This window comes from Acinetobacter shaoyimingii (assembly GCF_011578045.1).
GTDB classification, from domain to species: domain Bacteria; phylum Pseudomonadota; class Gammaproteobacteria; order Pseudomonadales; family Moraxellaceae; genus Acinetobacter; species Acinetobacter shaoyimingii.
This window is the reverse complement of sequence record NZ_CP049801.1, coordinates 2,259,849-2,275,274: the sequence shown is the minus strand read 5'-3', so window position 1 is coordinate 2,275,274 and position 15,426 is coordinate 2,259,849. Positions and strand designations below refer to the sequence as shown.

Sequence of the window (15,426 nt, the reverse complement as noted above, 5' to 3'; positions counted from 1 at the left end):
ATGTTAAAACATCTGAAAATGAAAAGTGAGCATTATTTACTTGAAAAATATTCAAACAACCACGATAACTTAATGAGCTTAATGTGAAAGTTACGCTTGCTTGCAATTTTAGGTCGCCTTGAACTTGAAAAATATCTTAAGGCACTTTAAAACAGAAGATAGAGATAAATGATTTAATAAAGACGGTTAAAACAAGGAAAATTTATGAAGCTGTATTATTCACCTGGTGCATGTTCACTCGCATCTCATATTATTTTAAATGAAATTAATGTCGATTTTGATTTGGTTAGAGTAGATCTAAAATCGCACAAGACCGAAAAAGGCGAAGATTACTACCAAGTGAATCCAAAAGGATATGTGCCAGCATTGGAGATTAATCCTGGCCTAATTTTAACTGAAAATGTTGCAATCCTTCCTTTTCTTGCCCAGCATGATCCGAAGCAAGATCTTATTCCGCCATCAGGTTTGGGGCGTGCCAAAGTTTTAGAATGGTTAGGGTATTTAAACTCTGAACTGCATGATGCATACGCCGTATTTTTTGGTGCGCCATTGGATGATGCAGCCAAAGAAAAAGCCTATGCTGAAATTGATCGTCTGTTGACTTATATCGATAAAACCATTGGTGAATCAGACAATGAATATTTAGTGGATGATAACTTTGGTCCAGCGGATGCCTATTTATTTGTGTTAACAAATTGGTCAAACGGTATTGAACACGATTTAACGCCATATAAAAATATTATTGCGATTCGTAATAAAGTTGCAGCAAGACAATCTGTTCAAATCGCAATGCGTGATGAAGGCTTAATTGCTTAGTTTTCCCTTTTGAAAAATAAAACCACTTCAATTGAAGTGGTTTTTTTATATTTTTTGATTTGTTGATCGTATTCAGTTGAATTGAAAAGCATCAATTTGAAAGCTTAAACGCATTCCAAGCCAGTACTAACCAACCTGCGATCATTAATGCTCCACCAATAGGAGTGATCGCACCGAGTATACGTGGTAAACCAAACGCCATAATATAAAGAGAACCAGAGAAAAAAAGGATGCCAACTTGGATCAACAAAAAACTCGGTTTTATCGAGAGCTCAGGTAAAACTTTAGCAATGACACCCAATACTAAAAGTCCAAGCGAATGATAAAAGAAATAATCTGTAGCAGTTTGCCACCAACCCAATTGTTCAACAGAGGCACGTGCTTTTAGACCATGTGCGCCAAAAGCACCTAAGATCACAGCAATGGCTAAATTAATTGCGGCAATACCAATCCACATAACTTGACTCGATAAATGAATAATCAACAAACATTAGCATAATATTCTTATGCAATGAAAAAAAGGGCAGAAGCCCTTTCAAAATTGATCAATGCATCGAGTGTGCATTTGAAACATTAAATTTAATTGGAGGACATCGCCACTTTGATTTTATCCATGGCATTTTTTTCTAACTGACGAATACGTTCAGCAGAAACGTTATATTCAGCAGCCAATTCATGCAATGTCGATTTGTCATCATCTAACCAACGACGTTGTAAAATATTGCGAGAACGATCATCTAGCTGTTCCATCGCAGTATGAAGGGCAGACGTGCTCTGTTCTTCATAATCTTCTTCTTCGATTAAACGTGCTGGGTCGTAACGATTGTCTTCTAAATACAGTGCTGGCGCGACATAGGTTGAATTTTCGTCGTCATCGTCGCCTTGTGCTTCAAAAGCAGCATCGTAGGCAGTCAGACGACCTTCCATTTCAATCACTTGTTCAGCGGTGACATTTAAATCTTTGGCAATCGATTGTGCTTCTTCGAGCGTCAATTTTTTGCTGGATTTTTTCAGACTACGTAAATTAAAGAATAATTTGCGCTGCGCTTTTGTGGTCGCAATTTTAACAATACGCCAGTTACGAATCACATATTCATGAATTTCAGCTTTGATCCAATGCACGGCAAAAGACACCAAACGCACACCCATGTTAGGGTCGAAACGTTTAACCGCTTTCATTAGACCGAGGTTACCTTCTTGAATGAGGTCACCTTGTGGTAAGCCATAACCTGCATAACTACGGGCAATATGTACAACAAAACGAAGGTGAGACATCACCAGCATTTTTGCAGCATCTAAATCTTGATCGTAAAAATATCGATCAGCCAACTCTTTTTCTTGTTCGGCTGTCAAAATTGGAATTTGATTTACAGTGCTGATATAAGCACCAAGATTTACCCCAGGCGCAGACAATGACAGGGGCATCAATTGATTGCTGCTGTCACTCATGAGAACTCCTTATAGGATAATAGTTTTAAAACCAATAGATTCATATTAATTGGTATAGCATACATAATTAAGGAAATTTGGGTAGTGAAATGTAACTATATATACGACATTTATTCATGATTGATGAACATGGCGCCAATTTATTGTGTATTACACTTCAATGCAGTAATGAATTTCATCTGAAGAAATTTTTTGTATAGTGCATGTGTAATGATGTATTTGGCAATATCGAGTAATGTCAATTTCACTGTTCGGATCAGAAGCTTTCAATAAATAATTTTGTGACAAATTATTCTGCTTAAGTTGCTTCTTTAAAAGCAATAATGGCATTGGACAGGGTTTACCCAGTGCATCTATTTCAATTCTTGCTGTCATTTCCAAAATAAAATGCATAAGTTAATAGTTGTATTATAACAAATTATTACGAGTATGAAGCTACTTTTTGTGACATTTATATATAAATACTTAATAATCTGTGTCGGCTTAGTCTTTTGTATGATTAATATACAAATTATTGTTGAATAAATTGCAAAATTAACTCTATTAATTGTGTTTAACCCATGTTAAGCTCGTTGCGTACTTAGGGACTAGGGTGACTTTGAGCTTCTCTATACCCTTTTTATAATGGATATAACCGGGATTTTGTTAATAGTTTTACAGAATGATTACAAGCTTTGAAATACAAAAATGTTTTGAAATTTGTTTGCTCTGCTGTTTGCAACACCGGGTGATCCCTTTTCTTACCAACTGAGGATTTACTTATGACAGCTCGTGAACAAGGCGTTGTTAAGTGGTTTAACGATACTAAAGGTTTTGGCTTCATTCAGCGCGCTGGCGGTGATGATGTTTTCGTTCATTTCCGTGCGATTCAAGGTGACGGCCACCGTTCACTTCGTGACGGTCAACGTGTTGAATTTAGCGTTGTACAAGGTCAAAAAGGTTTTCAAGCTGAAGAAGTTCAGCCTTTAGACTAATCCTCCGTTTTAAATAAACGAGGATAACGCTCCAATTTTGATGAATTGGGGCGTTTTTGTTTTATAATACCCATAATTTTACTATCTGACCGTAGAGCACGTATATATGTCATCTGGTTTCGAAACCCTTAATTTACATCCGCAACTGAAGAAAGCGATTGATGCTTTAGGGTTTAAAGAAATGACCCCAATCCAAGAAAAAGTATTGAAATATACTTTGGCAGGGCATGATGCGATTGGGCGTGCACAAACTGGTACGGGTAAAACTGCTGCCTTCTTAATCAGTGTGATGAATGACTTGTTGTCAAATCCATTGACTGGACAGCGTTATCGTGGTGAACCACGAGCTTTAGTCTTGGCACCAACACGTGAGTTGGCATTACAAATTGAAAGTGATGCACGCGAACTGACCAAATACACAGACTTAAATGTGGTGACTTTGGTTGGCGGTGTCGATTTTGATAAGCAGAAGAAACAGCTGGATAAAGGCTTTGTTGACATCATTGTGGCAACTCCAGGTCGATTGATCGATTTCGCTGAACAAAAAGAAGTATGGCTGGATCAAATTGAATTCTTGGTCATTGATGAAGCTGACCGTTTATTAGATATGGGCTTTATCCCTTCGGTTAAACGTATTGTGCGTTTTTCACCACGTAAAGAACAACGTCAAACCCTCATGTTCTCGGCAACCTTTAGTTATGATGTCTTGAATTTGGCTCAGCAATGGCTGTTCGAACCTGTAACGGTTGAAATCGAACCTGAAAAGAAAACCAATGCTGATGTTGAGCAACGTGTGTATGTAGTGGGTAAGGCAGATAAATACAAATTACTTGAAGAAATTCTACGTGATGAGCCGATTGAAAAAGTTATGATTTTTGCCAATCGCCGTGACCAAGTTCGTAAACTGTATGATCATTTAAAACGTGATGGTTATAAAGTTGTAATGTTGTCGGGTGAAATTGCACAAGACAAACGGACTAAAATGCTAGATCAATTTAAAAATGGTCAACACAACATTATGATTGCGACTGATGTTGCTGGGCGTGGTATTCATGTCGACGGCGTATCGCATGTCGTGAATTTCACTTTACCTGAACAGTCCGATGATTATGTACACCGTATTGGTCGTACAGGTCGTGCGGGTACACGTGGGGTGAGCATTAGCTTCCTGTCTGAAGATGATGCTTTTTATTTACCAGAGATTGAAAAGGCCATTGGTCAAAAGATTCCATTGACGCGTTTAGATGGTTATTGCTAATGATTTCGAATGTATGCAATAAATGTATGCATTAAAAAAAGTCCCAGTAGGGACTTTTTTTATAACTAGAAATTAACTTGTTGCACGGCAAGTAAAGGTAAGCACAGTTTGGTAGTCAGTATCTTTTTCTAAGCCAATGCCTTTGCTAAAAATAGAGCCCAATACCGAAGTCGCTGCCGTCACCACTTGTCCAGTTTTTTCACTGACTACGCCTTTGAGCGCACCATTGTATTCTGTCTTTTCACTGGCTAAAACAGGTGTGGCTTTTTTACCACAGGTTTTGTAAGCAGCATCAATGGCATTATTTTTAGAAATCACTTGGCTATTGCCTAAACCCGCTACTTCATACTGATTGTTCGCATTTTGAATAGCGCGTGTTTGAGTAGGAGTAGATGCACAAGCTGTTAACAAGCCTGCTGTTAGGAGTGTCGCTGTAAGCGTAAGCGTTTTGTTCATCGTGTCCTCAATGTTTCTAAAAAAAAGAATATATTGAATATATTAACCATCATATGCAGAGGATTGGGAGTAATTAAAGATTAATTGTATAAGAAATGAAGTTTTATCATGCTTTCATGTGAAAAAATCGAACTGATCAACGCTGACAATGGATATGGAGTAATTTTTCAAGTTTATGCTAAGCTTAGTGTTTGAGAGTTTTTAATAAGATCGATTGCCACATGTCAGAATCAAACCTCCACGCAGTGCATGACAATATTCATCAACGTCAGTCTATCGGTCATTTAATTGAACCCGCACCCAATGCGGAGCAACTTGAATGTGCTTTTAAGGCGGCTTTGACTGCGCCTGATCATCATCGCTTAAAACCCACTCAATTTATTGTGGTACAAGGCGAACATCGTGAAGCATTTGGTGATCTGTTGGCTGATGCGACTCGTGATTTGGGTACTATTGAAGATGCACAAATTGAACGTGTTAAAAATCATCCATATCGAGCACCTTTGTTAGTGGTTGCAGTGACCAAATTTCAAGATCACCCTAAAGTACCGTATTTTGAACAGACACTCAGTACAGGTGCTGCAATTCAGAACTTTTTATTGTCTTTGCAGGCTCAAGGTTTTTCAACCATGTGGCGTAGTGGGGCTGTGGTTGAATCGAGCCATTTTAAACAGGCATTAGGTCTGAAAGAGCATGATCTTATTTCTGGGATTATTTATATTGGTACAGCAGTCAAGGCGATTGCACCACGTGCAAATATAGATCCCCAACCTTATGTACAGTTTTGGCATCAATAAACAATCAGTATGCTGATAGGTTTTCATCATTCATGATGAGTGGATGATTTAATTTTTTTGATTTTAGGATAAAAAAATAATGGCAGATTTGAAGTTTACAGATCTTGTAGAGCCAGTGGTGATCGACCAGAAAACGGCTCTTCGTGTTACCGTTTTGGGTGGTGGTAGCTTCGGTACAGCAATGGCCAATACCGCAGCACGAAATGGATGTGACACCATGATCTGGATCCGTGATGAAGCTGCAGCTGAAGAAATGAATACAGCACATGTTAATAAACGTTATTTGCCTGATTTTACACTTGAAGCCAATTTAAGAGCTGAAACGGATTTAGAAAAAGCAGTTCGTGATCGTGACATTATCTTGGTGGCAATTCCGAGTCATTCATTTCGAGATGTAATTCGTCAAATTAAGCCGTTTATCAGTGCTCAAGCTGTGATTTCATTGACCAAGGGCATTGAAGCGAAAACATTTAGCTTTATGAGCGATATTATTCGTGAAGAATTGCCAGAAGTGCCTTATGGGGTCTTGTCAGGTCCAAATTTAGCCAAGGAAATTATGGCAGGACAGCCTGCTGGAACAGTGATTGCCAGTCATTCTGAATTAGTTCGATATGCTGTTCAACAAGCTTTACATAGCGCGTTGTTCCGAGTTTTTGCCAGTGATGATGTTTATGGTGTTGAGCTTGGTGGCGCGCTGAAAAATATATACGCTGTAGCAATGGGAATGGCAGCAGCCTATAAAGTCGGTGAAAACACCAAGAGTATGATTTTGACTCGAGCATTGGCAGAAATGAGTCGTTTTGCAGTTAAGCTTGGTGCAAACCCACTGACTTTCTTAGGCTTATCAGGTGTAGGGGATTTATTCGCAACCTGTAACAGCCCTTTAAGTCGAAATTATCAAGTCGGTTTTGCTTTGGGTTCTGGTAAAACATTAGAACAAGCCACCAAAGAGTTGGGGCAAACGGCAGAAGGTATAAATACGATTGTACAAGTGAATGCACGTGCACAAGAGTTGGATGTTTATATGCCCATTACCACTGCTTTATATGAAGTGATCTATGAAAATGCTCCACCACTCAATATCGCAGTATCACTGATGAAAAACGGTCATCGAAGCGATGTGGAATTTGTGTTGCCACACAATAAAGTATGATATTTTGATCCGTAGAACACAGTGTATTGATGCCTGATAGGACATCAATCTGCTTAAATAATGATTTATAAGGAATAATATGCAACTGACCTTGGTTCGACATGGTGAAGCTTCGCCAGCATATGATGGTAACGATAGCAAACGCCAATTGACTGTGCGAGGGCATCAACAGGCTGAACAGACAGCTGCATATTTAAAAGAACAGGTTCAGCCAGATATTTTTATTGTCAGCCCGTTGGTTCGGGCACAAGAAACATTGGCACATATTCAAAGGCATTTCCCAAATGTCACGACGCTCATTTGTGATAAAATTAAGCCAGATGACGATGCGAAAGATGCCATAGAATGGTTGTCTCAATTACCTTTTGAAAATATCGTTGTGGTGTGTCATATGAATGTTGTTGCACATATTGCGGAACAACTGGCACATGAGCATTTCCATGCATTTTCTTTGGCTGAAGCACGTATTTATGAACAAAGTGTCATTGCAAATGGATTGTCGACACAACAAAAAGCATTTGTACCGACACGATAACAAGCTTTAAGATCAAGCAACAAACAATTTAATAATAAGGCAGAATAAGATTAATGTTGTATTTGTGGATGCCTGAAGCCGACGGGGTTTGGCAATGGTCAAAGGGCGATAGATGGATTCAAGCCAAAAGTCTGGAACAACTGATTCAGGATATTACGCCGTATCAGGGGCAGGATGCTGTGGTTTTTTTCCCAAGCCGTGAAGTTCAAATTCTTCAGCAAACGATGGCTAAGACTCAATATAAGCAATTAGGATCAGATGGCATTCGCTATTTGCTTGAAGAATTTGTCATTTTGCCCATCGATCACATGAGCGTGCTGTCACATTTTCAAGCACCAGATCAGGTATCCGTTTTGGGCATTGCAAAAAACGCTGTTCAGACCATGCAACATGCGTTAACACTTATTCCAGTAAAAATAACAGCATTATTGCCTGATTTTTTAATTCTGCCGAAACCAGAACAGAAAGAAACCATCATTACTCAAATCAATGGTCGTCTTTTGGCAAGAGATCATGAATTTCATGGCAACTCGATTGATGATTTAAGTCTGTATTTAGAGATTATTTCTCGTGATCAAGTTTTTAAGTACGATGGTCTTAGCCAAGAACAAAGTAATCAATTGTTTGCGGTGGGAACCACAGAGACACTCAAGCATTATAATTATCAGTTTGAAGCACCTGCAAAACCAAAACAGCACCCCTTTAATGTTTTGCCTAAACAGAAAGGGGAATCAAGTCAGGTCGCTGGGTATTGGAAAGCATGTGCGGCGGTTTTAGTTTGCCTGTTATTGGTTCAATTTAGCTATGATTTGTTACGTTGGGCGAAGCTGAAAAAATTGGCAGATCAAACGGCGGTAATTGCAATACAGCAATATAAATCTTGGTTTAATGAACCAACGCCCATCACAGAACAAAATCTAAAGAGTCAATTTCAATATAAATTAGATGCCAATCGAAATGGCAATACGCAAGCACTACAGCTATTGAGCAGAGTTGGACCTGTACTGATGCAACATCAAATTATCGCCAGTCGGATTAATTATGATGCTTCAAGCTTGAATATGGATTTGATTGCTAAAAGTGCACAAGGTTTACAAACATTAGTTTCACAATTGAATCAGCAAGGCTTTAAGGCGGAGTTAGGCAATATACAAACACAAGATTCAAATGTGTTGGGTTCGGTGAAAATACAATAATGAAATCGATCAATAGTTTTCAAGAAAAAACGGATGCAATGCTTGAGCGGGTTCAAGATTATTTGGCCAGTTTGTCTTTGCGTGAACGTGTCATGGTGATTGCAGGAGCCATTATTGTCACGGTTGCTTTGGTGGGGTATGGACTTTGGAAAACCAATGCTGCAGCAAATCAGCAACAAAAACGTTTAACTGAACTTAAAGATACTTTGGTATGGATGCAAAGTAATGTTGCCAGCATGAAGCCCAATAATGATTCAAGTTTGACAACCGCTGATAAGGTGCAACGTGTTGCACAACAACAAGGTTTAGCGATTGCTGCTCAAGAAGTAGGCAAGCAGATTCAAATTGTGGCTGAACATGCGAATTACGCTGTCCTTGCAAATTTTATAATGCAACTTGCGCAAGCGGGTTTGAGCATTGAAAAACTTGAATTAAATAAAAGCGCAGGACAGATTAAATTAACAGCAACAGTACAATAGACGGTGAAAATAAACATATGACAGGCATGGTTTTTTCTGAAGTCTGTGCATATAATGTGGCAACTTAAAAAGCAGTAGACTTTTTGGATATGTTATATTCGCTTGCTCGTCCATTTCTATTTTCTTTGGCGCCAGAGCGTGCACATGACTTGACATTATCATTACTTAAATCGACCTATAAAATGGGTGTAATGCGTCAAGTGATTCAACCTAAACCTGTACAATGTATGGGTATTGAGTTTCCTAATCCTGTTGGTTTAGCTGCTGGTTTAGATAAAAATGGTGCATACATTGATGCACTGGCAAGTTTAGGTTTTGGTTTTATTGAAATTGGAACCATTACACCTCGTCCACAATCTGGTAATCCACAACCTCGTTTATTCCGTCTTCCCAAAGCCAAAGCCATTATTAACCGTATGGGTTTTAATAATGATGGCGTTGATAAACTAATTGAAAATGTCAAAGTCTCAAATTTCAAAGGTGTGCTGGGCATTAATATTGGTAAAAATGCCGATACGCCTGTTGAGAATGCCGTAGATGACTATCTTATTTGTTTAGAAAAAGTCTATAACTACGCGTCATACATTACTGTGAATATTTCTTCCCCAAATACTAAAAATTTACGTAGCTTACAAAGTGGTCATGCGCTTACAGAACTACTTGAAACGTTGAAAAAACGTCAGATGGAGTTGGCTGATGAATTTCAGCATTATGTCCCTTTGGTATTGAAAGTTGCGCCTGATTTAACTGAAACTGATGTTGAATTTATTGCCTCTCAATTGCTCCAGTTTAAGATAGATGGCTTGATTGTGACCAATACAACTTTGTCTCGTGAAGGGGTTGAGCATTTACCTTTCGGTGATGAAGCAGGTGGTTTATCTGGTGCGCCAGTTTTTGAGAAAAGTACACAGTGCCTTGCTGCATTTGCCACATTATTGAAAGGTCAAATTCCTTTGATTGGTGTGGGTGGAATTTTATCTGGTGAGCAGGCCACAGCCAAACAACAAGCAGGTGCCAATCTTGTTCAAATCTACAGTGGATTGATTTATACCGGTCCCACATTGATTAAAGATTGTGTGCATGCTATGACGTAGTCTATGAATTACATTGATATATTTATACTGATTATTTTGCTCATTGGAGGGCTTAACGGTTTGCGACATGGATTCGTTAAAGCCCTAGCGAACTTCATTGGATGGATTTTTGCCCTGATTGTGGGTGCAAAATATGCCAATGTCGTTGCTCCAGCAATGTCAGCCTTAAGCCAAGATCCTGTGGTGCAAAAAATTGCAGCATTTGCATTTATTGTCATGGTGATCATTGTTTGTACTTGGATTGTCACCGCATTATTGAATGGAATTTTAAAAACCTTAAAGCTTGGTCCGCTAAACAGATTGGCGGGTGGTGCGTTTGGTGCCTTGAAAGGTTTGATGATCGTCCTCATAACTATGCAAGGACTGGGTTCTTTTTTTGATAGTTCTCCACAATGGAAACAATCCAAATTTATTCAAGCATTATTACCTTTTGCACCAATGGCTACAGAATTGTCTAAAGAAACGGCAAACAAAGCTTTAAGTCATATAAAATCAGATGACTCTACTGAACGAAATCGAGATTTTGAAACAGATCAAAATCATTCCAAAAATTCAGAAGATTCATCATCACATTCAACGAAAAACCCTTTTTATTAATCCTAGCTTGTCTGCGAGGTTGCTATGTGTGGAGTTGTTGGTATAGCTGGTAAATCACCCGTTAACCAAATGTTGTTTGATGCATTAACGATGTTACAACATCGGGGACAAGATGCTGCAGGGATTGTAACTTGCGACAATGGTCGTCTTTTTCTAAGAAAAGACAATGGTATGGTGCGCGACGTGTTTCATACTCGCCATATGCGTGCTTTATTGGGTAATTATGGTATTGGTCATGTTCGTTATCCAACTGCAGGTTCTTCAAGCAGCGCGGAAGCTCAACCATTCTATGTGAACTCTCCTTACGGGATTACCTTAGCGCATAACGGTAACCTCACCAATGCTGAAGAAATTCATGATGATTTATTCAAAACTGACTTACGTCATATGAATACGGATTCGGATTCTGAGGTGTTACTCAATGTTTTTGCACATGAATTGCAAAAGCGTGCCAAATTAAATCCAACAGCAGATGATATTTTTCATGTTGTGACGCGTGTGCATGAGCGCTGCAAAGGTGGTTATGCGGTTGTTGCGATGATTACAGGTCATGGGATTGTCGGTTTCCGTGATCCAAATGGTATTCGACCGCTGATTTTAGGTTCTCGCGAAACTGAACTCGGTACAGAATATATCCTTGCATCTGAATCCGTTGCATTAACTGCACTTGGTTTTAAAGTAGAACGCGATGTTGTGCCTGGTGAAGCGATTTTTATTGATGCTGAAGGTCAGCTTTTCACTAAGCAATGTGCAGCAAATCCACGTTATTTCCCATGTATTTTCGAATATGTATACTTTGCTCGTCCAGATGCCACCATTGACGGTATTTCGGTATACAAAGCACGTTTAAAAATGGGTGAGAAACTGGCGCATAAAATTTTATGTGAATGGGGTGAGTTTCATGACATTGATGTGGTCATCCCAATTCCAGATACATCACGTACTTCCGCATTAGAACTTGCCAATATTTTAGGTGTGAAGTTTCGCGAAGGCTTTATGAAGAACCGTTATATCGGTCGTACATTCATTATGCCAGGTCAGCAACAACGTAAAAAATCAGTACGTCAAAAATTGAACCCAGTTGAGCTTGAATTTCAAGGTAAAAATGTACTTTTGGTCGATGATTCGATTGTCCGTGGTACAACTTGTAATGAAATTATTCAAATGGCACGTGACGCTGGTGCAAAAAAAGTATTCTTTGCTTCTGCTGCACCTATGGTGAAATATCCAAACGTGTACGGTATTGATATGCCAGTCAAAGATGAGTTGATTGCATCCAATCGTGATGTTGAAGAAATTCGTGAAATGATTGGTGCTGATCGTCTGATTTTCCAAGATTTGGAAGATTTAAAGGATGCAGTGCGTACCAAAAAAGTGCCAGATCTACGTGAGTTTGATTGCTCTGTATTTGATGGAATTTATGTTGCTGGCGGGATCAATGAAGCCTATCTGAATGATTTAGAGCAACGTCGTAACGATACTGCAAAAAAATCCAAAGATGGTTATATCGATGTCAATGTTGATGCAGCATCAGTTGACTTAAGTGGCATAAAAGAAATGTAAAATAAAAATGTGATAGTCAAAAATCAGGACTGTTGCAATTCAGAGGAAATCATTCGCCCTGTTTTGAAGAGACAGGGCAGTAATAAATTCTATTGATAAACTGAATAAAAGTGGGATTTTCCCACTTTTTTATTTTATGATGATGGACACAATGTAATCAGGAAATTTTACATTGAAAGATGTAAGTTATTATTTTTCAAAAAACAAAAATATTGTGTGGTCTGCAAGCATTTGTATGCTTGTGGTCATTTTAGCCATCTTTATTTTAAACACGGTTTTGGGATTGTTGGTTCATTATCTTGATCCAAACGAACCTGTATTTTGGCATTCTCTGAGTTTATATTGGATTGCGATATTAACCATCGTGATTGGAAGCTCGGTTTTATATGAATTTTATGTCTTCCGTGCGGGAGGGCATTCATTAGCCAAACAATTGAAAGCACGTCCATTACGTCATTCTGAAAGTGTACCTGAAGAAAGTGTTGCACTTCGAATTACTGAAAGACTGGCGGAAAACTTTGATATTGATGTACCTACGCTTTATGTATTGCCAGATGAAGTTGGTGTAAATGCGCTGGTTGCAGGTTTTCACCCTAAAGATACGGTCATTATTTTAACTTGGGGTGCTTTACAAAATTTAGATGAGCTTGAGTTATACGGTTTGTTAGGCCATGAGTTTAATCAAATTTTGTCAGGTGAAGCTCGTGAAAATACCCGTCTGAAAATTTTATACAGTGGACTCATTACCTTTAGTCAATGGGGCAGTAAGATTGCTAAGCAAGGCTTTAACCGTCAACTCAATGGTCGTCGTCACAAGTTGGAAACCAGTTTTGTTGCCATTGGTGGTGTGATTTGGTTAATTGGAAGTTTAGGGGTGTTGATTACCCGTTTAATTAAATACCTGACTTTGGGCGGACGCACATTTCATAATGATTATAAAACCAAACGTTTAATGCTGAATAACGCCAATGTGCAAACGTTGCTTCGTATTTATGTGCACCATGCAGGTTCACAAATTCACAGTGAGTATTCTGAAGCCATTTCGCATATGTGTTTTGCCAACTCATTAAGTCCGCAAAGTTGGATGAATATTCATCCCAATATTAAAGATCGTATCTATGAGTTAAACCCAAATCTTTTACAAGACTTACAACTCGAAAACTTACAAAAACTCAGAACACAGCCGTTGTTTAGCTTAATGCGCTCATTAGAAGACTCAATGAGTGAGGAATACAACCCTTGGATGTCTCCGCAGCCTTTACCATTACTTCGCTTATCACCGATTAGTTTTGCGATTAATGATGCAATTAAGCCTTTAAACAGCGAAATACGGCAACAGATGGGGCGACCAGATTTGATTCAACGCGCGATGCAAACCTCGACTGGATCAAGAGAGGTGATGGTCGCAATTTTGATGATTCGTCAATACCGGGAATTTATTCCATCAGAAGCGCCAGTGAGTCGAGCGATCGTCGATTCACTTTTGAACATTGATGGTCGCGTACACATTCAAATTTTTCACGAAGCATGTATCAATCTAGGTAACATGCCAGCCACGAGTGCACGACAATTTATTACCAAGTTGGCTAAAATTATTCAGGAAGATGGTGAAATTGGTTTATTGGATGCATTATTGATAGAACGAGTGAAAGCTGAGCTGGGTCTTATGCCCATTCATCGTCCAAGTTCATTGGAAGAAGCAAAGCCACAAATTGTTCGCCTTGTTGATGCATTACTGCATGTTCAACAAATCAATAGTGCCAATCAATTTGAAGTGCGTTATAAAATTTTAGAGCGTATTTTAACGTCTGAAGAGTTGGAGCTTTATGAAGAAATTTCAGATGAACCGATTGATTTAGGTGAAATTTTAAATGATATTGCAGGTTTGCTATTACGTGATCGTTTAATTATTTTAGGGATTGCAGAAACCTGTCTTTGGAATGATCGAATCATCACACAAGATGAACTCGATGTTTTAGAGTTATTGTATTGGCGTTTAGGTTTTGAAACAGAACAAATGCTCGATCAAATGCATAAGAAAAATAGTCTAATGATTATGTAATGCGTTACAATACGAGTGGTTTTTAAGCATTTTTCATTGAACAGTACATGAAAAATGATTTGCATGAAAACATGTTCTGTTTGAAGATATAAAAATCAGCAAAACGAAATAAAAGTCGTTAGAATAGCCACCCCATTTATGCCAGTTATGATTTGATGAATGTAAATATGGTCGAACATCAGCGGAGTATTTTAGCTGTATTAGGCATTGATCTTTGGGTGCCTAAAACTGATGTGCCTACTCGTACCATAACCGATGCATTGTATCGTGATCAAGTTGCGCCTGAATATCCTGTAATTCATCATCATCAAGCCGACCATACTCAAGCAGTATTACAGCCCAGCACGCAACATCAGAACATACAAGAAGAAACCAAGAATACCCATGCTGCGCAAGAAGTATCTTTATTATTAAAAAAAGTAGAAGTGAAGACTGTTGAGTATGTTGAAACTGAACTACCAAAAACAGCAGTTTTTCATAGCAATGGTCAATCCATTGAAGTGGATCCTTTTGTCCTGCAAGCTTGTTCTACAGAGAACTATACTTTATTGGTGAATGCCACGGAATTGAGTGAAGATCAGGTAGATTTGTGGCGAAATATTCAAAAGGCTGCTTCTGGACAATACAATGAACTCAAGTGGCCATTTGCATTACAAAGCTTTCAAGATGGGCGTGGTGCATCGCTTTATATCCAAGGTTTTTTAGATTCGATTCGTACTGAAAAGCGTATTATTGCGATTGGTCATATTCATGCACAGTGTTTAACTGAGGAAATGCATAAAGGTCAATTTGTACAATTGGCAAGTTTGCAAGAAATGCTAGACAATCCTCAGCTTAAAAGAACGCTATGGCAGCAGATGACAACTTTATCTAGTCACTCTAGTTGAATAGCTTAGATTAAAAAATGTTTTTACTTGGTTTAAAGCCATACGGATAATGGCATTGATACAAATTCATATTTTAAGAAATTTTCATTCGAAGAGAATATTGAACATCG

General features: G+C 38.5%; 17 protein-coding genes. 13 read left to right on the top strand and 4 right to left on the bottom strand.

Translation table 11 applies throughout. The features are described from left to right. Nucleotides 1-204 precede the first annotated feature (204 nt). Nucleotides 205-816 (top strand): glutathione S-transferase N-terminal domain-containing protein, encoded by a 612-nt coding sequence (locus G8E00_RS10230; RefSeq protein ID WP_166224322.1) that lies wholly within the window; start codon nucleotides 205-207, stop codon nucleotides 814-816. Between the two features lie 91 nt (nucleotides 817-907). Here G8E00_RS10230 and G8E00_RS10225 read toward each other — a convergent pair whose 3' ends face one another. The 3 genes from G8E00_RS10225 to G8E00_RS10215 all read right to left on the bottom strand — a co-directional run bounded on the left by G8E00_RS10225 (nucleotide 908) and on the right by G8E00_RS10215 (nucleotide 2,658). Next, nucleotides 908-1,273: a DUF423 domain-containing protein gene (locus G8E00_RS10225; protein WP_166224319.1), complete on the bottom strand. Its 366-nt coding sequence runs from the start codon at nucleotides 1,271-1,273 to the stop codon at nucleotides 908-910. Between the two features lie 122 nt (nucleotides 1,274-1,395). After that, entirely contained in the window at nucleotides 1,396-2,265 is an 870-nt protein-coding gene (rpoH, locus tag G8E00_RS10220; protein ID WP_166009243.1) for an RNA polymerase sigma factor RpoH, read from the bottom strand. A 150-nt stretch (nucleotides 2,266-2,415) separates the two neighbouring features. After that, on the bottom strand, nucleotides 2,416-2,658 hold the full coding sequence (locus tag G8E00_RS10215; protein WP_227591357.1) for a sulfurtransferase TusA family protein: 243 nt from the start codon (nucleotides 2,656-2,658) through the stop codon (nucleotides 2,416-2,418). A 368-nt stretch (nucleotides 2,659-3,026) separates the two neighbouring features. Here G8E00_RS10215 and G8E00_RS10210 point away from each other — a divergent pair, with 368 nt between their 5' ends. Next, the gene (locus tag G8E00_RS10210; RefSeq protein ID WP_004822370.1) at nucleotides 3,027-3,239 is read left to right on the top strand and encodes a cold-shock protein; all 213 of its coding nucleotides are present in this window, start codon (nucleotides 3,027-3,029) and stop codon (nucleotides 3,237-3,239) included. A 106-nt stretch (nucleotides 3,240-3,345) separates the two neighbouring features. Beyond that, nucleotides 3,346-4,497: an ATP-dependent RNA helicase RhlB gene (gene rhlB, locus G8E00_RS10205; RefSeq protein WP_166009247.1), complete on the top strand. Its 1,152-nt coding sequence runs from the start codon at nucleotides 3,346-3,348 to the stop codon at nucleotides 4,495-4,497. A 72-nt stretch (nucleotides 4,498-4,569) separates the two neighbouring features. Here the strand turns inward: rhlB and G8E00_RS10200 are convergent, their stop codons facing one another. After that, nucleotides 4,570-4,953 (bottom strand): hypothetical protein, encoded by a 384-nt coding sequence (locus tag G8E00_RS10200; protein ID WP_166009249.1) that lies wholly within the window; start codon nucleotides 4,951-4,953, stop codon nucleotides 4,570-4,572. Between the two features lie 221 nt (nucleotides 4,954-5,174). On the opposite strand from G8E00_RS10200, the gene G8E00_RS10195 reads away from it, so the two are divergent. The 10 genes from G8E00_RS10195 to G8E00_RS10150 all read left to right on the top strand — a co-directional run bounded on the left by G8E00_RS10195 (nucleotide 5,175) and on the right by G8E00_RS10150 (nucleotide 15,316). Then, on the top strand, nucleotides 5,175-5,750 hold the full coding sequence (locus G8E00_RS10195) for a nitroreductase family protein (RefSeq protein ID WP_166224313.1): 576 nt from the start codon (nucleotides 5,175-5,177) through the stop codon (nucleotides 5,748-5,750). Nucleotides 5,751-5,829: 79 nt separating this feature from the next. After that, nucleotides 5,830-6,903 carry an NAD(P)H-dependent glycerol-3-phosphate dehydrogenase gene (locus tag G8E00_RS10190; RefSeq protein WP_166224310.1) on the top strand — a complete coding sequence of 358 codons (1,074 nt, stop codon included), beginning with the start codon at nucleotides 5,830-5,832 and terminating at the stop codon, nucleotides 6,901-6,903. Between the two features lie 79 nt (nucleotides 6,904-6,982). Next, nucleotides 6,983-7,438 (top strand): phosphohistidine phosphatase SixA, encoded by a 456-nt coding sequence (gene sixA / locus G8E00_RS10185; protein ID WP_166224307.1) that lies wholly within the window; start codon nucleotides 6,983-6,985, stop codon nucleotides 7,436-7,438. Between the two features lie 53 nt (nucleotides 7,439-7,491). After that, nucleotides 7,492-8,634, top strand: coding sequence for a type II secretion system protein GspL (gene gspL, locus G8E00_RS10180; protein ID WP_166224304.1), 1,143 nt, complete (start codon nucleotides 7,492-7,494; stop codon nucleotides 8,632-8,634). Further along, on the top strand, nucleotides 8,634-9,113 hold the full coding sequence (gene gspM / locus G8E00_RS10175; RefSeq protein WP_166009259.1) for a type II secretion system protein GspM: 480 nt from the start codon (nucleotides 8,634-8,636) through the stop codon (nucleotides 9,111-9,113). The genes gspL and gspM overlap by 1 nt, the downstream gene beginning before the upstream one ends. Nucleotides 9,114-9,202: 89 nt before the next feature. After that, the gene (locus G8E00_RS10170) at nucleotides 9,203-10,207 is read left to right on the top strand and encodes a quinone-dependent dihydroorotate dehydrogenase (protein ID WP_166226514.1); all 1,005 of its coding nucleotides are present in this window, start codon (nucleotides 9,203-9,205) and stop codon (nucleotides 10,205-10,207) included. 3 nt (nucleotides 10,208-10,210) lie between these two features. Continuing rightward, complete coding sequence (locus G8E00_RS10165) at nucleotides 10,211-10,804, top strand: CvpA family protein (RefSeq protein WP_166009261.1); 594 nt, start codon at nucleotides 10,211-10,213, stop codon at nucleotides 10,802-10,804. 24 nt (nucleotides 10,805-10,828) lie between these two features. Further along, on the top strand, nucleotides 10,829-12,367 hold the full coding sequence (gene purF, locus G8E00_RS10160) for an amidophosphoribosyltransferase (RefSeq protein ID WP_166224301.1): 1,539 nt from the start codon (nucleotides 10,829-10,831) through the stop codon (nucleotides 12,365-12,367). Nucleotides 12,368-12,539: 172 nt separating this feature from the next. Continuing rightward, nucleotides 12,540-14,429: a M48 family metalloprotease gene (locus G8E00_RS10155; protein ID WP_166009265.1), complete on the top strand. Its 1,890-nt coding sequence runs from the start codon at nucleotides 12,540-12,542 to the stop codon at nucleotides 14,427-14,429. A gap of 167 nt (nucleotides 14,430-14,596) precedes the next feature. Next, nucleotides 14,597-15,316, top strand: coding sequence for a hypothetical protein (locus tag G8E00_RS10150; RefSeq protein ID WP_166224297.1), 720 nt, complete (start codon nucleotides 14,597-14,599; stop codon nucleotides 15,314-15,316). The last annotated feature ends 110 nt before the right edge of the window (nucleotides 15,317-15,426 follow it).